This is a genomic window from Gammaproteobacteria bacterium (assembly GCA_035501935.1).
Taxonomy (GTDB): domain Bacteria; phylum Pseudomonadota; class Gammaproteobacteria; order JAJPIJ01; family JAJPIJ01; genus JAJPIJ01.
This window is the reverse complement of the sequence record DATJVC010000013.1, coordinates 46,808-65,570: the sequence shown is the minus strand read 5'-3', so window position 1 is coordinate 65,570 and position 18,763 is coordinate 46,808. Positions and strand designations below refer to the sequence as shown.

Here is an 18,763-nt window from a genome sequence, read left to right as displayed (position 1 = left end):
GATGAGCAGGAAGTACAGCGTCCGGTGCACCCAGGTGGAGAGCACGCGCTTCCACTCCTCCACCCCCGATGGCAGTACCGGCGGGGGATTAATCAGCCGCCACAACAGCCGCGCCCACAACAGCGTGAACACCAGCAGGCCGAAGGATTTATGTATGGAGAAAGGAACCGCGCGCACCGAGGTTTCCGGCAATTCCGTCATCCACCATCCCAAGCCGAATAAAAAAAAGATGAGCAGGGCCATGAGCCAGTGCAATAGCATGGCGGTGCGGGTGTAGCGCGCTGGGGTGACCGGCATGGAGTTTTAAAGGGGGCTAACGGGGTTTATTGTTGAATGGGCCTAGCATAGCACAACCATTTATAACCTTAAGAATCTCTGCTAATCTATTGCCCACCATGAATTTCCACCATACACATTCTCCCGCGGCGGTATGACGTTTTCCCATCAGACAGGGAGACTGTCCCAGCTGTTCATGGGGTTCATCACCGCCCTGCTGTTGCTGCCATTTGCCGCCCGCGCCGCCGACTACGAAATAGAGATCGTCAAATCCCAGGGCATCCTTTACCTGAAACACGGCGACAAGGTGGAAAAAACTTTTCACGCCGCCTTCGGTTATGGCGGCAAGGGCGACAAGCGCCAGGTCGGCGATCACAAAACGCCCATCGGGGTCTACCGCATCGTCAAGGTCAAGGACAGCGATAAGTTCCATCGTTTCATGTTGCTGAACTATCCCAACGTCAAGGACGCCTACTGGGGGCTGAAAAACGGATTGTTGACGCGCACGGAATTCGACGCCATCATCGACGCGGCCAGGGCCGGACATCCGCCGCCGCAGAACACACCGCTCGGCGGCGCGGTCGGCATACACGGCATCGGTGAGATCACGCCTGACAAGCTGACCATACACGAGAACATCAACTGGACGGAAGGCTGCATCGCGCTGACCAACGAACAGATCGATGAATTGAGCCGCTACGTCGAGATCGGCACCAAGGTCGTCATCAACGAGTAGCAGAACCTGTCTGAAGAATCCCCGCATGATGCGTTGCTGGCCGCTAGTCATTTGTTTCCTGCTGGCGGCCTGTTCCCAAAAATCAGCGGATCCATCGACATCCGATTCCTCCGGCAAGGTCGAGACGCACGCCTATCAGATCGTGCGCGCCACCACCGACAAGTCCTTCGAGGACGTGGTGGAGGAACTGGAGTTCGCCATTTCCGATCACAACTACCGCATCACCGGCACCAATAATCTGGGCAAGGCGCTGCGCGAGCGCGGTAACAAGGACTTTCCGGACGTGGAGGTCATTCATTTTTGCAGCGTCGAAAATGCGCGCGAGGTGCTGCAGATGGATCTGGGCTACGTGGCGATGATGCCCTGCCGTATCACCGTGCACGTGCAGGATAAAAAGACCGTCATCAGTCTCATCCTGCTGCCCGAGGATCATCCGAATCCAAAGGTCAATGAATTTGCGCGGCGCACGAATGCGGAGATGAGAAGGATCATGGATTTTGCGTTGCAGCAAAACGCCGTCGGCCATCCACTGCCATCGACAGAACCTGCCGCCACGCCCTGACCGCATTTGCAAATGTAGTTGACGGTACTCAGCGCCCACCGTCCTGTGTATACTGAGAAGCTCTGTTGAAAAACCATTCTGTCCCGGGAAATCCATATCATGAGAAAAACTGAACACCTGCTGTTGCTCGCCTGGATGATGACCACCGGGCTGGTCATTTACGGATTTGTGGTGACAACGGATACCGGGCTGATCCAGGCCATGGTGGCCACCGACAAGAGCATGATTTCCATCGTGGTCATCGCCATCTATTTCGTGGGCCTCAGCCACTCCCTCCTGCGCACGCTCAATCTTTCGCATGAACTCAACGTCACCCGCCGCACGGAACTGAACCTGATCAATACCGGCGAGCCGGTGGCCTGCGACGAGGACGGCCGCCTGTGCCTGGTCGACAGCGGGCGCGTCCTGCCCGAAAGCTTTGTTTCGCGTTATGTCGCCGATCTGCTGTCCGCCAAGCATACGGAGCGCGATCCGGCGTCGAAGTCCGTCACCAGCGCCGACATCCTGGAGGCGCACGCCTCGCGTCTGCGCGGCAAGAATGAATTCGGCTGGTTTCTGATCGACTTCCTGCTCAAAGTGGGCTTTCTGGGCACCCTGATCGGCTTCATTTTGATGCTGGGTTCGGTGTCGCAGAATGAAATCCTGGACGCGAGCGCCATGCAGCGCGTGCTGCGGCAGATGAGCTTTGGCATGAGCACCGCACTCAACACCACGCTGGTCAGCCTGGTCGGCGGCATCCTGCTGTCCATACCCTATTACCTGCTGGGCCGCGGACTTGAGGAATTGCTGGAGACCACGATCAATCTCACCGACGTGCACATCCTGCCCCGGCTGCACAAATCCTGAAATAGACGGCAGGTTTCCTCATGGCTCTCCGGTTGGGCGGCAGGTCGAAGTTTTATCAGCCCTTTGATGTCATGACGGCGGTCCTGTTCAAAATCATCCAGGCGCTGACCTACTTCTTCGTGCTCTCCATCATCTTCATGAATCCCGTGTCGAAAAAAGGCATCATCGATCCCAAGGCCGAATACATCATCACCGTACACTGGCCCGACAACAATCCGAACGACATCGACACCTGGGTGGAGGAACCTGACGGCAACCTGGTGTGGTTCCAGAACAAGGAGGCCGGGCTTGTCCATCTGGATCGCGATGATCGCGGCGTCAACGATTCCATCAACGTCAACGGGCAGACCGTCGAGGTTCCCCTGAGGCAGGAAGTCGTGACCATCCGTGGAACCATCACCGGCGAATACGTGGTCAATATCCACTACTATGCCTCCCAGGATGACAAACCGGTGGATGTCGACGTCACGGTGGACAAGGTCAACCCGCAACTGGAGGTGGTGTACTACGGCACCCTGACCCTGCACAAGGCCGGCGATGAGTTGACCGCGGTGCGTTTCACCATCGGTTCGGACGGCAAGATCGCCAACATCAATCACATTCAGAAATCACTCACGGAGCGCATTTTCGGAAAGGGCCAATCATGATCCTGAGCAGTGGCGAACTTAATACGATGTACACCGTGCTGGCGGCCCTGTTGCTGGCGCTGAATCTGTTCTCACGCTGGCCCTGGCGCACCAAGATGCTGGCCACCGTCGTCGTTTCCCTCTCCTATATCGTGATGTACATGTCGTTTCCACCGCTGCTCGGCTGGCCCAGCAAGGATGCCATGCCCAGGCGCTTCAGCATTCTCGGCGTTTACATGCGCGAACCGGATCAGATGAGCGGCGAGGAAGGAAATGTCTTCTTCTGGGTGGTGGATCGTGATCCGCAGACCGCACAGCCCAATGTGCCGCGCGGCTACATCGTGCCGTACACTCCCGAGCTGCATGCCCGCGTCAAACAGGTCGGCGCCAAACTCAAGAAGAACATACCGCAGGTCGGCGAAGTGCAGGAGGCGGATCTGGGGACGCACAACGTGACGAAGGAACAGAAGGAGGGCGGGCAGAAGAGCGTCAAGCCGAAATTTGATTACATCTTCTCCGACTCCGCCCCGGAGGGGCCTCCGCCGAAGACGGGCGAGGAACAGCCGGCGTCCTCGAATCGCTGACCGCACTCGCCAACACATATTCAGGATACGGAAGGAGCACGACATGTATTGGGGACTTGCCGGAATTATTTTATCCAGCGTTGTGCTGGCGGTGCTGGCGTTGAATCTGGTGCTGAATTCGAACTGGCCCTGGCTGGTCAAGCTGCCGGGCGTGGCGCTGGTCGGGGTCTTTTACTGGATCACCGCGCATTCCATCGGGCCGCTCATGGGGTGGGCCACCACCTATGCGCTGCCGGAACGCTTCAATCTGCTGGCGGTGCAGGTCCATGAGCCGGACAAGGCCACCTCCAGCAAGGGCAGCATATACCTCTGGGTCACCGATCTGCAGCACGGCCGCGGGCAGTATCTGCCGCGCGCCTATGTGCTGCCGTTCACCCCTGAATTGCACGTCAAGGTCACGGATGCGGCCACCAAACTGCGCAAGAACCTGCCGCAACTGGGCGAGGTGGAACCCACGCCCGCGGGCGAGACGGAATACGGCATCAAGGCGCCGAACATCAGCTTCTACGACATGCCCGATCCGCTTTTTCCGGAGCGCTGATCGGCTCCATAGAGCTTATTTTTTCGGCCGTTTTGCGGCACAATAGCCGGAAGCAATGATGAGCTTACGGCGCATATTGACGCTTGTGCTCCTCGCGGGCAGCGGGAGTTTGTTGTCCGCCATCTCCCCTGCTCCGTCGCGGGCGACCACGCTCACCGATTCCCTCAGTTATCAATGCAGCGAAACACAACCGCTGCAGGTGGACTGCAGCTATCGCTGGCTCGGTCCGACCAAGGAACAGACCACCGTATCGGCACAGTTGGGCGATGCCCCGGTCGAGGCCGCCAACACCCCATATCCTGCGTCTGATGACGTGACCGCCATTCTGTTCATGGTGGACACCAGCGATCCGCGCCGCGAGCCGGCCATTGACGCCATCAAGCCGCAATTGCGCGCCATGCTGGCCGCCGCCTCGCCGCGCCAGCGTTTTGGTCTGGCGGCGTTTGATACCAATCTGCGCATTCTGGCGCCACTCGGCGCGCTTCCCTCCGAAATCGAAAAGGCCATTGCCGATCTGAAGGCGACCGGCAAGACCACGGAGTTGTACCGCAATGCGCTGGAGGGGTTGAAGCTCCTGCAGGGTTATAAGGCCGGCCGCCGCGCGCTGTACCTGTTCTCCGACGGACTCGCCGAGGATTTTTCCTACCACCACGAGGACGTCATCAAAAAGGCCCTGGAGTTGGACATCCCCATCGTCGGCGTCGGCTATCCGCGCTCGGTGGCGCTGTCCGTCGGTCTGCAATCACTGCGCAAGCTGGCTGAGGATTCCGGTGGCTACTACATCGGCGCCAGCGCCGACACATTCAAACTGCCTGAAGATTTCATTGCCAATCCATATTGGATTGCGGAAACCGGCGGCCGAATCCATGTCGATCTGACTTCTCTGGCCGCGACGAAAAATGGCGCGCAGACGCTGACGCTGCAACTGCGCGCCGGCGATGCCCAAGCCTCCATCACTTACGGCGTCGCCTTCCCGACACCCCAGGTGGCGCCCACTGCTCCCGGGACCACGCCGGTATCCTCATCGGCGACGATGCCGGCCGCATCACCGTCCACCCCGGCCGTCGCCCCGACGCCAACCGCGCCTGAACCGGGCCACCGCTGGGATGTCTGGTTATGGTATGGCGTTCCCGTGTTGTGTCTGCTGGCGGTATTGATCGCCCTGGGTTTGTACGGTCGCTACGTGCGCCGGGCCGCCACGACTGCGCCCATCATTGCCATGCCGCCAACTCCCGCCGGCAAACCCTACGCCTACCTGGTGCAGCACGGAGCGACGGAGACGCGGCACGCCATCGACCAATCGCCCTGGCGCATCGGCCGCAGCCGCAACAACGAGTTGACCATCGACGACGTCTCCATCTCGCGCCAGCATGCCGAGATACACCGCCGCTACAATGGCAAGTTCGACATCACCGATCTGGAATCCATGAACGGCATCTATGTCAACGACAAGAAAGTAAAGCAGGCGGAATTGAACGAGGGCGACACTGTCGAGATCGGCGACATCAGCTTCCGCTTCACGCGCTTCGACGACGACCCCGCCTCCATGCAGCAGACCGTCATGGTCCGCACCCGCATACCTTAGTTTTCATCAGCCGGCTCCCAGCGAAATACCCATCCCGCCTCGTCCGCAGTGGCCTGCCAGGGATGGCAAACCCAGAGATCGGCCACCGCCGCCAGCTCATCACCGCAATAGATCAAAGGCAGCCTTTCGCGCTGCCACGGCGGCACACCCGTTTCCTGCAATAATTTCTTCAACGACTGGCGGTGCGTGCGCCACGCCGGTCGGCAGACCTCCCCGCCCCGCCGCCGCCGGATACGCAGGCCGTGCTGCTGCACGTGCCGCGCGGCCAGTCCCACACCCTTGGCCTTGTGCGCCGATAACCGGCCCCACGGCAATTGCAGGGGCATGGATGGATCCCACACACAGTCCACGAGTGTCTCTTCGTCATCGCCGTTGTCGGAATCGTGCTGCCCGGCGTACAACAAATCACGATGACGGCGCACCTCCGCACCGGGCCAGCGCACCCGGGCCCGGCTGTCACGGCGGGCATGCAACAGGTCATGGCGGACTTGTTCAAGATGCGCGGCGTAGGGCGCGGCCAGACCCAGTGATTTGATCCACAGCCGCAACACCTGCGCGCATCGCGCCGGACTCAATGCGCACAACGCCGGCACGGACAGGCATTCCGGACGCGGACCACGCGTGGTTTCCAGATCCAACGCCGCCATTTCATCCAGCAGCGTCGCCGCCTCCGCCTGCCAGCGGGCGGCGCGAGTCATCACTTCGGCCGCGGCCGGCCAGCGTTGCCGCAGGCGCGGCATGATCTTATGTCGCAGATAATTCCGGTCATGGCTCGTGTCCGCATTGCTGGGGTCATCCAGCCATTGCAGCCCTTGCGCCCGCGCGTACCCGATCAAATCAGCGCGCGGACAGGACAGGAGCGGCCTTACATGCCAGCCCGGTCCGAAGGGTGTTCGTTCCGGCATGGCTGAGAGGCCGTGCACGCCGCTGCCGCGCAACAGTTGCAGCAGCAGGGTCTCGGCTTGATCCTCCTGATGATGCGCCGTCAGAAAACAATCACCCGATCCCAAGAGCGCGCGGCAGGCGTCGTAGCGCAATTGCCGGGCACGCGCCTCGAGGCTGCGGCCATTCAGGGGGCTGACATCCACTTCAACCGTACGCAAGGGAACCCCAAGAAGCGCGCATTGCTCTGCGCAGAAACCGGCCCATGTCGCGGCCTCCGGGTGCAGATGGTGGTTGACGTGCACTGCCAGCACGCGGATCTCGTGTTCCCTGCCCCATTTGTGCAAGGCGTGCAGCAGTGCGGAGGAATCGCAGCCGCCGCTGTAGCCGGCCCATACGACGGACGACGCCGTGACGTCTTCAAGCAGAAACTCCAGGTGTTCGCGCAGAATATCCGGAATGGAATTCACAAACTCGATGAAGAACTAATTCTGGCGGTAGACGCCGGAGCGCATAAGCCGCTGGAACCGCATCTCCACCAGTTGCGCAACCGGGATGCCTTCCAGATGCAGGAACTGATCCTGCAACGCCTTCTTGAGCCGCGCCGCCATGAGGTCCGGATCGCGGTGGGCGCCGCCCAGCGGCTCTTCGATCACCTGATCCACCAGCCGCAGTTCCAGCAGACGCTTTGAAGTAATGCCCATGGCCTCGGCGGCATCGCCGGCGCGCTCCGCGCTTTTCCACAGGATCGAGGCGCAGCCTTCCGGCGAGATCACGGCGTAGGTGCTGTACTCGAGCATGAGCACGCGATCCGCCACGCCAATGGCCAGCGCGCCGCCCGATCCGCCCTCGCCAATGACCGTGGCGATGATGGGCGTGGCCAGACTGGCCATCTCGATCAGATTTCCGGCGATGGCCCCGCTCTGGCCGCGTTCTTCCGCGTCGATACCCGGATAGGCGCCGGGCGTGTCGATGAAGGTCAGGAGCGGCAGCCTGAACCGCTCCGCCATTTTCATGATCCGCAGCGCCTTGCGGTATCCCTCGGGCCGGGCCATGCCGAAATTGCGCTGCAGGTTCTCCCTGGTGCTGCGCCCCTTCTGATGGCCGATCACGGCGACCGGCCGGCCGCCGAAATGCGCCAGACCGGTGACGATGGCGGCATCATCGCCAAAACAGCGATCGCCGTGCAGTTCCTCGAAATCGGTGAACAACCTCGCGACGTAATCCAGCGTGTACGGGCGCTGCGGATGCCGTGCCAGACGCGACACTTGATAGGCGGTCAACGAAGAAAAGATCGAGCGCGTCAGCTCCTGTGAATGCTGCCTGAGTCTGGCGATCTCCTCGGTGATGTTGATGTCGCTGTCATTACCGAGATAGCGGAGTTCCTCAATCTTGGCCTCCAACTCGGCGATCGGCTGTTCGAAATCCAGAAAATTCATGTTCATCGATGTCGCGGCTCATTTTGACAAGCAGTATTAATAATTATACCTGCAAGAGAAAAAGATTGAGATGTTATCCGGCGGACGGCGGGCTTTCGAGCGAACGGCAGCAACTCGGACGACCTCCCTGGTGGTTTCTCATCAATCTGCTAGTACTCCACGTGTACGCGATCATCCCCCAGACGCCTCCGCAAATTGTCCACCAGCGTCCCGGTCGGCAGGATCAACCATTCGTTGCCGAGACGCAGGCGCGCGCGCGCGCCGCCCCGTTGATATTCGACGTACACCGGACAGGCGCCGCGGCGTTGATCACTCAGCATCGTCTTGAAATCCTCCAGCCAGCCGGCGCCGCAACGTTCGGCATCGATGGTCACCACCAGTCGGCGTGCGAATTCCGCACGCGCCTGGTCAAGGCTCCAGATTTTCTCCGCGGTCAGCGCCATCTCGCCGGTAAAATTGTCCTGATCATAATTTCCCTCCAGCACGACGGCCCTGTTCACCTCCAGCAGTCCGGCATGGGCCTGCAACGTCTCCGGATACACGGTCACTTCCACACTGGCGTCGTGATCATCGAGCACCAGCACCGCCATCCGCCCGCGCCGACTGTTGCGCATGCGCATCTCGCCCACAATGGCGGCAACCTTGCAGCGTACCGGCGTGTTTTTTATTTTCTGCAACGCGGCGATCCGCAGCAGCCTCATGTTCTCAATGTCGGCAAGATACCGATCGATCAAATGCCCGGTCATGGGACGCCCAAGCGTCGCCTGCTCACCCAACAGGCGCTCCTCCTCCGGCCATTCCGGCATGTGTACAAATTCAGTGTCGGACAGTATCCGTGCCTGGTCGGCGGTGTCGCCTGCGCCGGTGGCGAAGAGGTCCTCCTGGCCGGCCGATTCACGCAGCCCGCTCTGCTCGGCCTGTTGCAAGGCCAGTCCCAGCGTGGCCATGAGAGAGGCGCGGTGCGGACCCAGGGCATCAAGCGCCCCGGCGCGGATCAGGGCTTCCAGCACGCGACGATTCACCCGGTGCAAATCCAGGCGCCGGCACAGGTCGAACAAATCCGTGTAGACGCCGCGCTCAGCGCGTTCCTGCACAATGGCCTCGGCCGCGGATCGCCCCACACCCTTGATCGCCCCCAGCCCGTAGCGAATCGTGCCGGCGTCAACGGCGGTGAAATGGTGCGTGCCGCTGTTGATGTCGGGCCGCTGCACCTCGATGTTGCGGCGCCGGCAATCGCGGATCAGTGAAACGATCTTGTCCGTGTCGTCCATCTCCGAGGACAGCACCGCCGCCATGAATACCGCGCCATGATGCGTCTTCAACCAGGCCGTCTGATAGGCCACCAGCGCGTAGGCCGCGGAGTGCGACTTGTTGAATCCGTACTCGGCGAACTTCTCCATCAGATCAAAAATGCTGGCCGCCACGGCCTCCTTGACGCCGTTCTTCATCGCGCCATCCAGAAACACCGCGCGCTGCTTGGCCATTTCCTCGGGCTTTTTCTTGCCCATGGCCCGGCGCAGGAGGTCGGCGGCGCCAAGCGTATAACCGGCGAGTACCTGCGCGATCTGCATGACCTGTTCCTGATAGACGATGACGCCCCAGGTGGGTTTGAGAATGGCCTCCAGCGCCGGATGCGGGTAATGCACGCGCGCGCGGCCCTGTTTGCGGCTGATGAAGTCCTCGACCATGCCCGAACCCAGCGGGCCGGGCCGGAACATGGCCACCAGCGCCACCAGATCCCCAAAGGTGTCGGGCTGCCATCGGCGGATGAGGTCGCGCATGCCGCGTGATTCCAGCTGGAAGATCGCCGTGGTGTCGGCACGGCGGATGAGATCGTAGGTGGGCCTGTCATCCAGCGGCAACAGGTTGATATCAATCGGCGTCTGTCCCTGCGCGGCGCGGGCCGCATTGATGTCACGCAACGCCCAATCGATGATGGTCAACGTGCGCAGGCCGAGAAAATCGAATTTCACCAATCCCATCACCTCGACATCGAGCATGTCCAACTGCGTGACTGGAGAAGTGCCGCCCGGCTCGCAGTACAACGGCATGAAGTCGGTCAGCGGCGCCGGCGCGATGACCACGCCGCCGGCATGCCGCCCGGCGTTGCGCGACAAACCCTCCAGGTTCAGCGCCAGATCGATCAAGGTGCGGACCTCCTCCTCCTGTTCATAGCGCGCCTTGAGCGCCGGCTCCTCCGCCAGCGCACGCTCCAATGTCATATCAAGCGCGAAGGGAACCAGCTTGGCCACCTGATCGACGAATTTGTACGGCAGATCCAGCACCCGGCCCACATCCCGCACCACCGCCTTGGCCGCCATGGTGCCGTGGGTGATGATCTGCGCCACGCGATCCTGGCCGTACCTTTCCGTGACATAGTGGATCACCTCGTCGCGGCGATCCATGCAGAAGTCCACGTCGAAATCCGGCATCGACACGCGCTCCGGATTGAGAAAGCGCTCGAACAGCAGGTCATAACGCAGCGGGTCGAGTTCGGTGATCCCGAGCGCATAGGCCACCAGCGAACCGGCGCCGGAACCACGGCCCGGCCCCACGGGAATTCCGCGCGTCTTCGCCCAGCGGATGAAATCAGCCACAATGAGAAAATAGCCGGCGAAACCCATGCCCGCGATGACGTCGCTTTCCAGCGCCAGGCGCTGCCGGTAAGGCGGCGCGCGTTCCGCCGTCCGGTCGCCATGAAGTTTTTGCAGGCGCGCCTCCAAACCTGAGGCCGCTTCCGCCCGCAGCCAGGACGCCGCGTCATGCCCCTCCGGGACCGGGAAGGCCGGCAGATGGTATTTGCCGAACTGCAATTCAAAATTGCAACGCGCCGCGACATGCGCGGTGTTGGCGAGGGCCTCCGGCAGATCGGAGAACAGCGTCGTCATTTCCTCCGGCGACCGCAGATATTGCTGCGGGGAATAGAGATGCGGACGCCGTGGATCGGCCAGCGTACGGCCTTCATGAATGCAGACGCGGGCTTCGTGGGCCTCGTAATCCGCGGCGTGGAGAAAACGCACATCATTGGTGGCCACCACCGGCAGGCCGCGCCGCGCTGCGAGGTCCACCGCCGCCTGCAGGTATTCCTCCTCCTGCGGGCGCCCGGTGCGCTGCAATTCCAGATAGTAGGCGTCCGGGAAACAGTGCGCCCATTCCGCCGTCAGCTCTTCGGCCCATGCGACATCGCCGCCGAGGAGCGCCTGGCCGACATCGCCCTCGCGGCCGCCGGACAGGGCGATCAGTCCATCCGCGTGCTCCTGCAGCCAATCCCATTCGATGCAGGGCCTGCCCTCCCGCTGGTTTTCCATGTAGCCACGAGTGATCAGCTGCGCGAGATGGCGGTAGCCCTGCGGATTCCGGCACAGGAGCACGAAGCGCGACAGCGCGCGTTGCGGGCGCCGCAGCCACAGATCGGCGCCGATGATCGGTTTGATGCCGGCGTGTTCCGCCGCCTGATAGAACTTCATCATTGCGAAGAGATTGTTCTGATCGGTCAACGCCACCGCCGGCATGGCCGCCGCGGCGACGGCCGCCATCAGCGGCTCGATCCGGATCAGGCCATCGATCAGCGAGTACTCGGTATGCAATCGTAAATGAACGAAGGAACTCATTGCCGCGCTTCCCGCAATTTGTTCCATTCCCGCACGGGCGCAAACGAACGTCGATGGATGGGCGTGGGCCCCAGCCGTTGCAAGGCCAGCAGGTGTTCGGCGGTGGGATAACCCTTGTGCCTGGCGAACCCGTATCCAGGATACATATGATCAAGTGACACCATCTCCAAATCGCGGCAGACCTTGGCCAGGATCGAGGCCGCGCTGACCGCCGGCACATCCCGATCGGCCGCGACGCGTGTCTCCACCGGACAGGGAATGCGGGGCGCGTGCAGGCCATCCACCACTGCGGCGTCAGGTGGTTCCGCCAGTGCGGCGACTGCGCGCTCCATCGCCAGGAGGCTCGCCCGCAGGATGTTGAGCCCGTCGATTTCGTGCACCTCGGCGCGGCCCAGGGCCCAGTGCCAGGCCCGCACACGGATCTCTTCGGCCAGGCAGGTGCGCCGGCGGGCGGTCAGCAGTTTCGAATCCCTGAGTCCGTCGATGGGCCGGTCAGGATGCAGCACAACCGCCGCCGCCAGCACGGGCCCGGCCAGCGGCCCGCGCCCCACTTCATCGATGCCCGCGATGCGGACCAAAAGCACCGTCACGGCAGCAATTCCAGAACTGCATCTGCGGCGCGCGCACTGGCGTTGGGGGGAAACTGGCCGGCCAGCCTGGCAAATCTCTTGCGCTGTCGGGCGGCCGCCGCTGCCCCGGGTTGCAGCAGTTCCAGGAGACTCAACGCCAGCGCGCCGGGTCGGGCCGCACCCTGTATATATTCCGGAACGATGGACGATCTGGCGATGAGATTGGGCAGGGAAAACCTGCGCAGACGCAGCAGTGGCCGGATAAAGGCGTAGCTCAGCCAGGACGCGCGGTAGGCCACCACCATGGGGCACCCCAGCAACATGGCCTCCAGCGTGGCGGTGCCGGAGGTGATCAAGGCCGCATCCGCCACCGCCAGTGCCTCCCGCGACCGGCCGCGCGGGAAACGCACTTCCGGCCCGGCGTCCGGCAGCAGGTCGCGCCACAAGCGCTCATGGTCCTCGCTCACCAGCGGCACCAGCACTTTCAAATCGGGAAATTTTTTCCTGCATAACGCGGCGGTGCGCAGAAATATTTTCGCATGATGCCGGAGTTCATTCTCCCGGCTGCCGGGCAAAAGCGCCAGGACACGGTCGAAAGGCGTCAGGCCAAGGGTGACGCGCAGCGATGCCCGATCGGGCAAGGCCCGCAATTCATCCGCCAGTGGATGTCCCACAAAGCGAAACGGCACGCCCCCCCGGTCCCGATAATAGGTTTCTTCAAACGGAAACAACACCAACAGGCGATCCACGGCCCGCCGCAGCCGTTGCAGGCGCCGTTCCCGCCACGCCCAGACGCTGGGACTGACGTAATGGATGCAGCGAATCCCCGATGCGTGCAGGCGCTCCTCGAGCGCGAGGTTGAATTCCGGCGCATCCACGCCAATGAAGACGTCCGGCAGCCAAATCTTCAGGAAGTCGATGACTTGATGCTGGAGGACGCGCAGTTCGCGGTAACGCCGCAGGATCTCGCCGATTCCCATGACCGCCAGCCGGCCCATCGGAGCCCATGCCGAACAGCCGGCGGCAATCATCTCCGGTCCGGCGATGCCGCAGAATTCCAGATCGTTTCGCTGCGCGCGCAGGGCGCGGATCAAGGCGGCGGCCAGCCGGTCGCCGGAGGGTTCGCCAGCGATGATCGCGACCCGGGGCATACGCCATTCCTGCGATCAGCGCACGATGCCGCGCGTGGAGCGGCTGACGAAATCCACCAGACGCCGGACTTCTGCGCTCCCGCCATTCAACGCCTTCAACTGCTCAACGGCCTCGCTCAGCGGCAGATGCTGCCGGTACAGAATCTTGTAGGCCTGCCGAAGCAGCTGAAGGGTTTCGGCTGAAAAGCCATGACGTTTCAGACCCTCCCGGTTGAGGCCGCGGGTCTCCGCCGTGTTGCCGGCCACCATGAGATAGGGCGGCACATCCTTGACGATCACCGAGGCAATAGCGGCAAAACTGTAGGCACCGACGCGACAGAACTGATGCACGCCGGTGAAGCCTCCCAGAATGACGTGATCCTCGATAGCGACATGCCCGGCCAGCGCGGTGTTGTTGGCAAAAACGGTGTGACTACCGACCTGGCAATCATGCGCGATATGCACATTGGCCATGACCCAGTTGTGATCACCGATGCGCGTGACGCCGCCACCCTGCACGGTGCCGCGATTGATGGTGCAGTGTTCACGGATGGTGTTGTCGTCGCCGATTTCCAGCCGGGTACTGCCCTCGCCCTGGTATTTTTTATCCTGGGGATCGCCGCCGATGACACAAAAGGGATGAATCTGATTCCGCCGTCCTATGCGCGTGGAGCCATGGATGATGACGTAAGGAGCAATGCGTGTGTCGCCGTCGATTTCGACATCAGCGCCAATCAGGCATCCGGGACCGACGTCCACACCCTCGGCGAGCCGCGCGCGCGGATCGATGCGGGCGCTGGCATCAATCATTTCCCGGCGTTCTCCATGGACGCCGGGCTCATCGCCTGAATTCCATCTTCGTGGTGAGAAATTCCGCCGTGCACACGACTTCACTCCCAACCCTGCCTTCGCCGATGAACCGGTAGATGTCGCGGATGCGGCGATCCAGCGTGATGTCCAGGATCAATTGATCTCCCGGCTCGACGGGCTTTTTGAAGCGCGCCTTGTCCACGCCCACCAGATAATACATGGTGCCGTCATTGGGCGTTTCGCCGCGGGAATAAAAGGCCAGCAGACCGGTGGCCTGTGCCATCGCCTCGAGGATCAATACGCCGGGCATGATGGGACGGTTGGGGAAGTGCCCGGGGAAAAACGGTTCATTATAGGTGACGTTCTTGACCACGCTGATGGAACGATCCGGCGTGCATGCCAGCACCTTGTCCACCAGCAGAAAGGGATGACGGTGCGGCAGCAGCCGCAGGATGTCGTGGACATCCATCGTGACCGCGCTGGCGGCACCCGCTCCCGGTGTGTGCCCTTTATTCATCGTCATTCCGCGCGGATTGTTTCGGGCCGCGGGCCAGCCGGCTTATCTGGGCCAGATAGCGGTGCCAGGTCCTGTTCTCCTGCACCGGCCAGCCGGAGGAATACACCCCCGGCTTCAAAATCGATTTGTGCACGCCGCTCATGGCCGTCACAGTGACATCATCCGCGATCTCAAGATGGCCGGCGATGCCGACGGCGCCGCCGATGAGACACCTTCGGCCGATCGTCACGCTGCCGGCGATACCCACACACCCGGCAATTGCGGTGTGGGCGCCGATGCGGCAGTTGTGCCCGATCTGGACCAAATTGTCGATCTTGACACCATCTTCGATGAGAGTGTCCTTCAAGGCGCCGCGATCGATGGTCGTGTTGGCGCCGATCTCCACATCATCACCGATATGCACACCTCCCATTTGCGGTATTTTCACCCATTGCTGTCCGTCGCGTGCAAAGCCGAAGCCATCGGCGCCGATGATCGCGCCGGCGTGGATTATGCAGCGCCGTCCCACCGTCACCCCCGTCCCCACCACCGCGTTGGCCTCGATCCGGCTGTGGCCGCCGATACGGCAGCCGTGCTGCACTACACAGCCCGCCTCCAGCATCACGTGCTCGCCCACTTCCGCGCCAGCCTCCACCACCGCGTGGGGCCCCACCATCGCGGTAGGATCCACGCGCGCCTCCGGATGCACGGCCGCCGTCGCATGCACGCCACCCGGTGGTGGTGGCATGGCAGTGAGCAGATTCGCGGCGCGCGCATAACCCAGATATGGATTGTCCATTACCAGGGTGGCTACCGCGCAGTCAGCCGCATCCGCCGGCGAGAGAATGACCGCGGAAGCGGCGGTCACCTTCAGAAACTTGCGGTAGCGACGGTTGTAGAGAAAGGACAGATCGCCGGCCCCGGCCTGATCCAGCGTCGCCAGACGCCGCACGGTAACCTTTGGGTCGCCGTGCAACTCGGCGCCAACATGCGCCGCCAGCTCTCCCAGGGTTTTGTGACCCGTCTTGGAACCCACGTCAGAGGGCCCTCGCGGCGGGGTCGAGCCGCCGTCAGGGTAGATCCCCGGCGGCGCCGCCCGGTTTCCTCGCCGCGGCCGCTGCATTGCCGGCGCCCGAGGTTCCGGACGATTTCTTGTCTTCGGCGGCGCTGTCGGTATCGGCGCCTCCCGTTTTTCTCAGGCGATCCAGAACGGCGGCGGTGATGTCCGCCTTGCTGCTGGCATAGAGCGCATCGCCCAGCACGAGATCGAAGCCCTGTTCCTTGGCCACGGCCTGGATGGTCTGGATGATCTCCTTCTGCATCTTGCCCAATTCTTCGCTGCGTCGGAGGTTGAAGTCCTCGCGGTATTCATCCTGGGCACGGCGCAGATCGCGCTGCTTGGTGGTGATGTCCCGCTCCATCTGCTGCGCCTCGGTATCCGCCATCGTGGCGCCATCCTTGCTGAACTTATCCTGCATATCCTTGAGTGACTTCTGCATGCCGGTCAAGTCCTTCTGGCGGGTGGAGAATTCCCTTTCGAGCGCCTTGCTGGCCTTCTGGGCCTGTGGGGATCCATCGAGCACCTTGATGACATTGACGACGCCGATCTTCAAATCCTCGGCGCCTGCGGCGGGCGTCATCGACAAAACGGCGGCGGCCATCAGGACGGTACGAATCAGTTTCAGATTTTTCAAGGTCATGCTCCAAAGTTAAGGACTGTCATCGACGGCGCGATCTTACCGTCGGACGGCCGGTTTTAGAAGGAAGTGCCGAATGTAAACTGGAATGCCTGGGTCCGGTCACTGGATTGGGTGTTGAAGGGCTGGGCAACGCTGATGGTCAACACACCAAAGGGTGACTGCCACAAACCCGCCAATCCCGCGGAATAGCGCAATTGGCCGAGATCCACGCTTTCATTGACGCCGTATATATTGCCCGTATCCAGGAAACCGGAAATACGCAGCGATTCGATGTCGGATAGATAAGGCACCGGCAGGATCACCTCGGCATTGCCTATTATCTCGACATTCCCGCCCGTGGCCAGATCGTTCGCATCCTTGGGACCCAGCGTATTTTCCTCGTAACCCCGCACAGTACGCGGGCCACCGGCGTAGAAGTTCTCGAAGAACGGCAATTCCTGAGTCCTTCCATAACTATCGCCGTAGCCAAAACGGCCGTGCAGCGCCAGCGTATAGGTATCCGTCAGCGGATAGAACCAGCGCGCATCATAGAACATCTTGTAATATTCCAGGTCACCGCCCGGCGTGGCCAGTTCGACAGATATCTTGTGCAAGGTACCGCGATCCGGCAGGAAGGCCTTGTTGCGTGTGTCATAGGCGAAACTGCTTGTCAACTTTATATCGTCGTAGTTATGCCCTTCCCGCGCAAGAAAATCGAGCACCTGCTGTGTCGTCAAGCTGTTCGTATTTGAGATATTTGTTTTCTCGTATTGCAATCCGATGTCGATGCTGTTGTACTCGGTCAGGGGGATGCCGAATTCCGTGCCCACGTTGAACGTGGCCGAATCAAACTGGACGATGTTCAAATCGGAAGAATTGGTTTCCTGATAACCGATGCTGTACCCCTGGCTCACGCCGTCCACTGTCCAGTAAGGATCGAGATAGCCCAGCCGATAGGCGCGGTTCACGTCGCTGTTGTTGAAGGCGAAATCAACGCGCTTGCCGCTGCCCAGGAAATTATCCTGGGTGACGCTGCTGTTGAAAATAAGGCCCTGCGATTGCGAGAAGCCCAGTCCCAGCAGCAGATTCCCGGAAGGCTTCTCCTCCACGGTGAAATTGACGTCCACCTGGTCGGTCGTGCCTGGAACGGCCGGGGTCTCGACATTGACCGATTTGAAATAATCCAGGCGCTGCAGGCGCACCTTCGAGCGCTCGACCTTGGCGGTGTCTAGATAGGCGCCCTCCAGTTGCCGCATTTCACGCCGCAATACCTCATCGCGCGTCTTGGTGTTGCCGAAGAAATTGATGCGGCGAACGTACACCCGTTTGCCGGGATCGATGAAATAAGTGAGGGTGATGGTCTTCTTGTCGGCATGAATGTCCGGCACGGCATTGACGTTGGCGAATGCATAACCATCCTTGCCCAGCCGCTCGGTGACGCCCTTCGTGCTGTCGGTGGCATCCTTGCGCGAGAAAATCATGCCCTTGCGCGTGCGCACCACCTTGAACAAATCCTCCTGCGGGACAATCAACTCACCCGCCAGTTTGACATCGTCCAGGCTATACTGGTTGCCCTCGGTGATATTCACGGTCACATAGACGTCATTCTTGTCCGGAGTGATGGACACCTGGGTGGATTCCACATTGAAGTTGATGTAACCGCGGTCGAGATAGAAGGACCGCAGCGATTCCAGATCGGCCCCCAGCTTCTGTTTGGAATATTGGTCGGCGCGGGTGAAAAATGAAAAGGCGGTCGGCGTTGACAGCTTGAATTGCTTGAGTAATTCCTTCTCGCTGAATACCTTGTTGCCGACGATATTGATCTGTTTGATGCGCGCCACCCGCCCCTCGGAGATGCTGATGGCGATGGCGACCCGGTTGTTGTCGAGGTCCGTCACCTTGGTGTCGATCTTGACACCATATTTACCTTGCGAGAAATACTGCCGTTGCAATTCCAGCGCGACTCGATCCAGCTTGGACTTATCGTAGACCTCGCCCTCGGCGAAGCCATTGTCCTTGAGACCCTTCAGCAGGTCCTCGGTCTTGATGTCGCTGTTGCCGGTGATGTTGATCTGCGCAATGGCGCGGCGCTCCTTGACCTTCACCACCAACACATCGCCGTCGCGCTCCAGTTTGACGTCGTCGAACAGGCCGGTCTTGAACAGGGCCTTGACCGCATCGGCCGATTTGCCTTCATCGAAGTTGTCGCCGACCTTGACCGGCAGATAATTGAACACCGTGCCGGGGGAGATACGGGATAGGCCCTCCAAGCGTATGTCCCGGACCACGAAGGATTCCATGGCATAGGACGGCTGCGGAAGCAGCGCCACAAGCGTCAGGCACACATAAAGGAGCCTGTTAATATAATTGACTAATCGCATCTTTTTTATA

18 protein-coding genes are annotated in these 18,763 nt (G+C 61.2%); 7 read left to right on the top strand and 11 right to left on the bottom strand.

Annotated elements, in window-relative coordinates:
• Nucleotides 1-297: cytochrome b/b6 domain-containing protein (locus VMH34_03155; protein HTT07771.1), on the bottom strand; the 297-nt coding region annotated here is incomplete at its 3' end.
• 133 nt (nucleotides 298-430) lie between these two features.
• Between VMH34_03155 and VMH34_03150 the strand changes: the two genes are divergently transcribed.
• From VMH34_03150 to VMH34_03120, 7 genes are all read left to right on the top strand, one after another.
• Nucleotides 431-1,012, top strand: a complete 582-nt coding sequence (locus tag VMH34_03150) for a L,D-transpeptidase (protein ID HTT07770.1) — start codon at nucleotides 431-433, stop codon at nucleotides 1,010-1,012.
• 25 nt (nucleotides 1,013-1,037) lie between these two features.
• Nucleotides 1,038-1,574 carry a DUF302 domain-containing protein gene (locus VMH34_03145; GenBank protein HTT07769.1) on the top strand — a complete coding sequence of 179 codons (537 nt, stop codon included), beginning with the start codon at nucleotides 1,038-1,040 and terminating at the stop codon, nucleotides 1,572-1,574.
• 99 nt (nucleotides 1,575-1,673) lie between these two features.
• Nucleotides 1,674-2,420, top strand: coding sequence for a MotA/TolQ/ExbB proton channel family protein (locus tag VMH34_03140; GenBank protein HTT07768.1), 747 nt, complete (start codon nucleotides 1,674-1,676; stop codon nucleotides 2,418-2,420).
• 20 nt (nucleotides 2,421-2,440) lie between these two features.
• Nucleotides 2,441-3,067: a hypothetical protein gene (locus tag VMH34_03135; protein ID HTT07767.1), complete on the top strand. Its 627-nt coding sequence runs from the start codon at nucleotides 2,441-2,443 to the stop codon at nucleotides 3,065-3,067.
• Nucleotides 3,064-3,630 (top strand): hypothetical protein, encoded by a 567-nt coding sequence (locus VMH34_03130; protein HTT07766.1) that lies wholly within the window; start codon nucleotides 3,064-3,066, stop codon nucleotides 3,628-3,630. Before VMH34_03135 ends, VMH34_03130 begins: the two co-directional genes overlap by 4 nt.
• A 43-nt stretch (nucleotides 3,631-3,673) precedes the next feature.
• Nucleotides 3,674-4,171, top strand: coding sequence for a hypothetical protein (locus VMH34_03125; protein ID HTT07765.1), 498 nt, complete (start codon nucleotides 3,674-3,676; stop codon nucleotides 4,169-4,171).
• A gap of 58 nt (nucleotides 4,172-4,229) precedes the next feature.
• Nucleotides 4,230-5,756: an FHA domain-containing protein gene (locus VMH34_03120; GenBank protein HTT07764.1), complete on the top strand. Its 1,527-nt coding sequence runs from the start codon at nucleotides 4,230-4,232 to the stop codon at nucleotides 5,754-5,756.
• On the opposite strand, the gene tilS is transcribed toward VMH34_03120, so the two are convergent.
• The 10 genes from tilS to bamA all read right to left on the bottom strand — a co-directional run bounded on the left by tilS (nucleotide 5,753) and on the right by bamA (nucleotide 18,702).
• Entirely contained in the window at nucleotides 5,753-7,108 is a 1,356-nt protein-coding gene (gene tilS / locus VMH34_03115; protein ID HTT07763.1) for a tRNA lysidine(34) synthetase TilS, read from the bottom strand. The genes VMH34_03120 and tilS overlap by 4 nt on opposite strands.
• 15 nt (nucleotides 7,109-7,123) lie before the next feature.
• Nucleotides 7,124-8,083 carry an acetyl-CoA carboxylase carboxyltransferase subunit alpha gene (locus VMH34_03110; GenBank protein ID HTT07762.1) on the bottom strand — a complete coding sequence of 320 codons (960 nt, stop codon included), beginning with the start codon at nucleotides 8,081-8,083 and terminating at the stop codon, nucleotides 7,124-7,126.
• A 143-nt stretch (nucleotides 8,084-8,226) separates the two neighbouring features.
• Nucleotides 8,227-11,688 (bottom strand): DNA polymerase III subunit alpha, encoded by a 3,462-nt coding sequence (gene dnaE, locus VMH34_03105; GenBank protein ID HTT07761.1) that lies wholly within the window; start codon nucleotides 11,686-11,688, stop codon nucleotides 8,227-8,229.
• On the bottom strand, nucleotides 11,685-12,272 hold the full coding sequence (gene rnhB, locus VMH34_03100) for a ribonuclease HII (GenBank protein HTT07760.1): 588 nt from the start codon (nucleotides 12,270-12,272) through the stop codon (nucleotides 11,685-11,687). Before rnhB ends, dnaE begins: the two co-directional genes overlap by 4 nt.
• A 2-nt stretch (nucleotides 12,273-12,274) precedes the next feature.
• Nucleotides 12,275-13,408 (bottom strand): lipid-A-disaccharide synthase, encoded by a 1,134-nt coding sequence (lpxB, locus tag VMH34_03095; protein HTT07759.1) that lies wholly within the window; start codon nucleotides 13,406-13,408, stop codon nucleotides 12,275-12,277.
• Nucleotides 13,409-13,423: 15 nt separating this feature from the next.
• A complete protein-coding gene (gene lpxA, locus VMH34_03090; protein ID HTT07758.1) occupies nucleotides 13,424-14,197 on the bottom strand; it encodes an acyl-ACP--UDP-N-acetylglucosamine O-acyltransferase in 774 nt (257 codons plus the stop codon).
• 28 nt (nucleotides 14,198-14,225) lie between these two features.
• Nucleotides 14,226-14,666, bottom strand: a complete 441-nt coding sequence (gene fabZ / locus VMH34_03085) for a 3-hydroxyacyl-ACP dehydratase FabZ (GenBank protein ID HTT07757.1) — start codon at nucleotides 14,664-14,666, stop codon at nucleotides 14,226-14,228.
• Between the two features lie 40 nt (nucleotides 14,667-14,706).
• On the bottom strand, nucleotides 14,707-15,729 hold the full coding sequence (gene lpxD / locus VMH34_03080) for a UDP-3-O-(3-hydroxymyristoyl)glucosamine N-acyltransferase (protein HTT07756.1): 1,023 nt from the start codon (nucleotides 15,727-15,729) through the stop codon (nucleotides 14,707-14,709).
• A gap of 34 nt (nucleotides 15,730-15,763) precedes the next feature.
• Nucleotides 15,764-16,387 (bottom strand): OmpH family outer membrane protein, encoded by a 624-nt coding sequence (locus tag VMH34_03075; GenBank protein HTT07755.1) that lies wholly within the window; start codon nucleotides 16,385-16,387, stop codon nucleotides 15,764-15,766.
• A 62-nt stretch (nucleotides 16,388-16,449) separates the two neighbouring features.
• Nucleotides 16,450-18,702 (bottom strand): outer membrane protein assembly factor BamA, encoded by a 2,253-nt coding sequence (gene bamA, locus VMH34_03070; GenBank protein ID HTT07754.1) that lies wholly within the window; start codon nucleotides 18,700-18,702, stop codon nucleotides 16,450-16,452.
• Nucleotides 18,703-18,763: the final 61 nt, after the last annotated feature.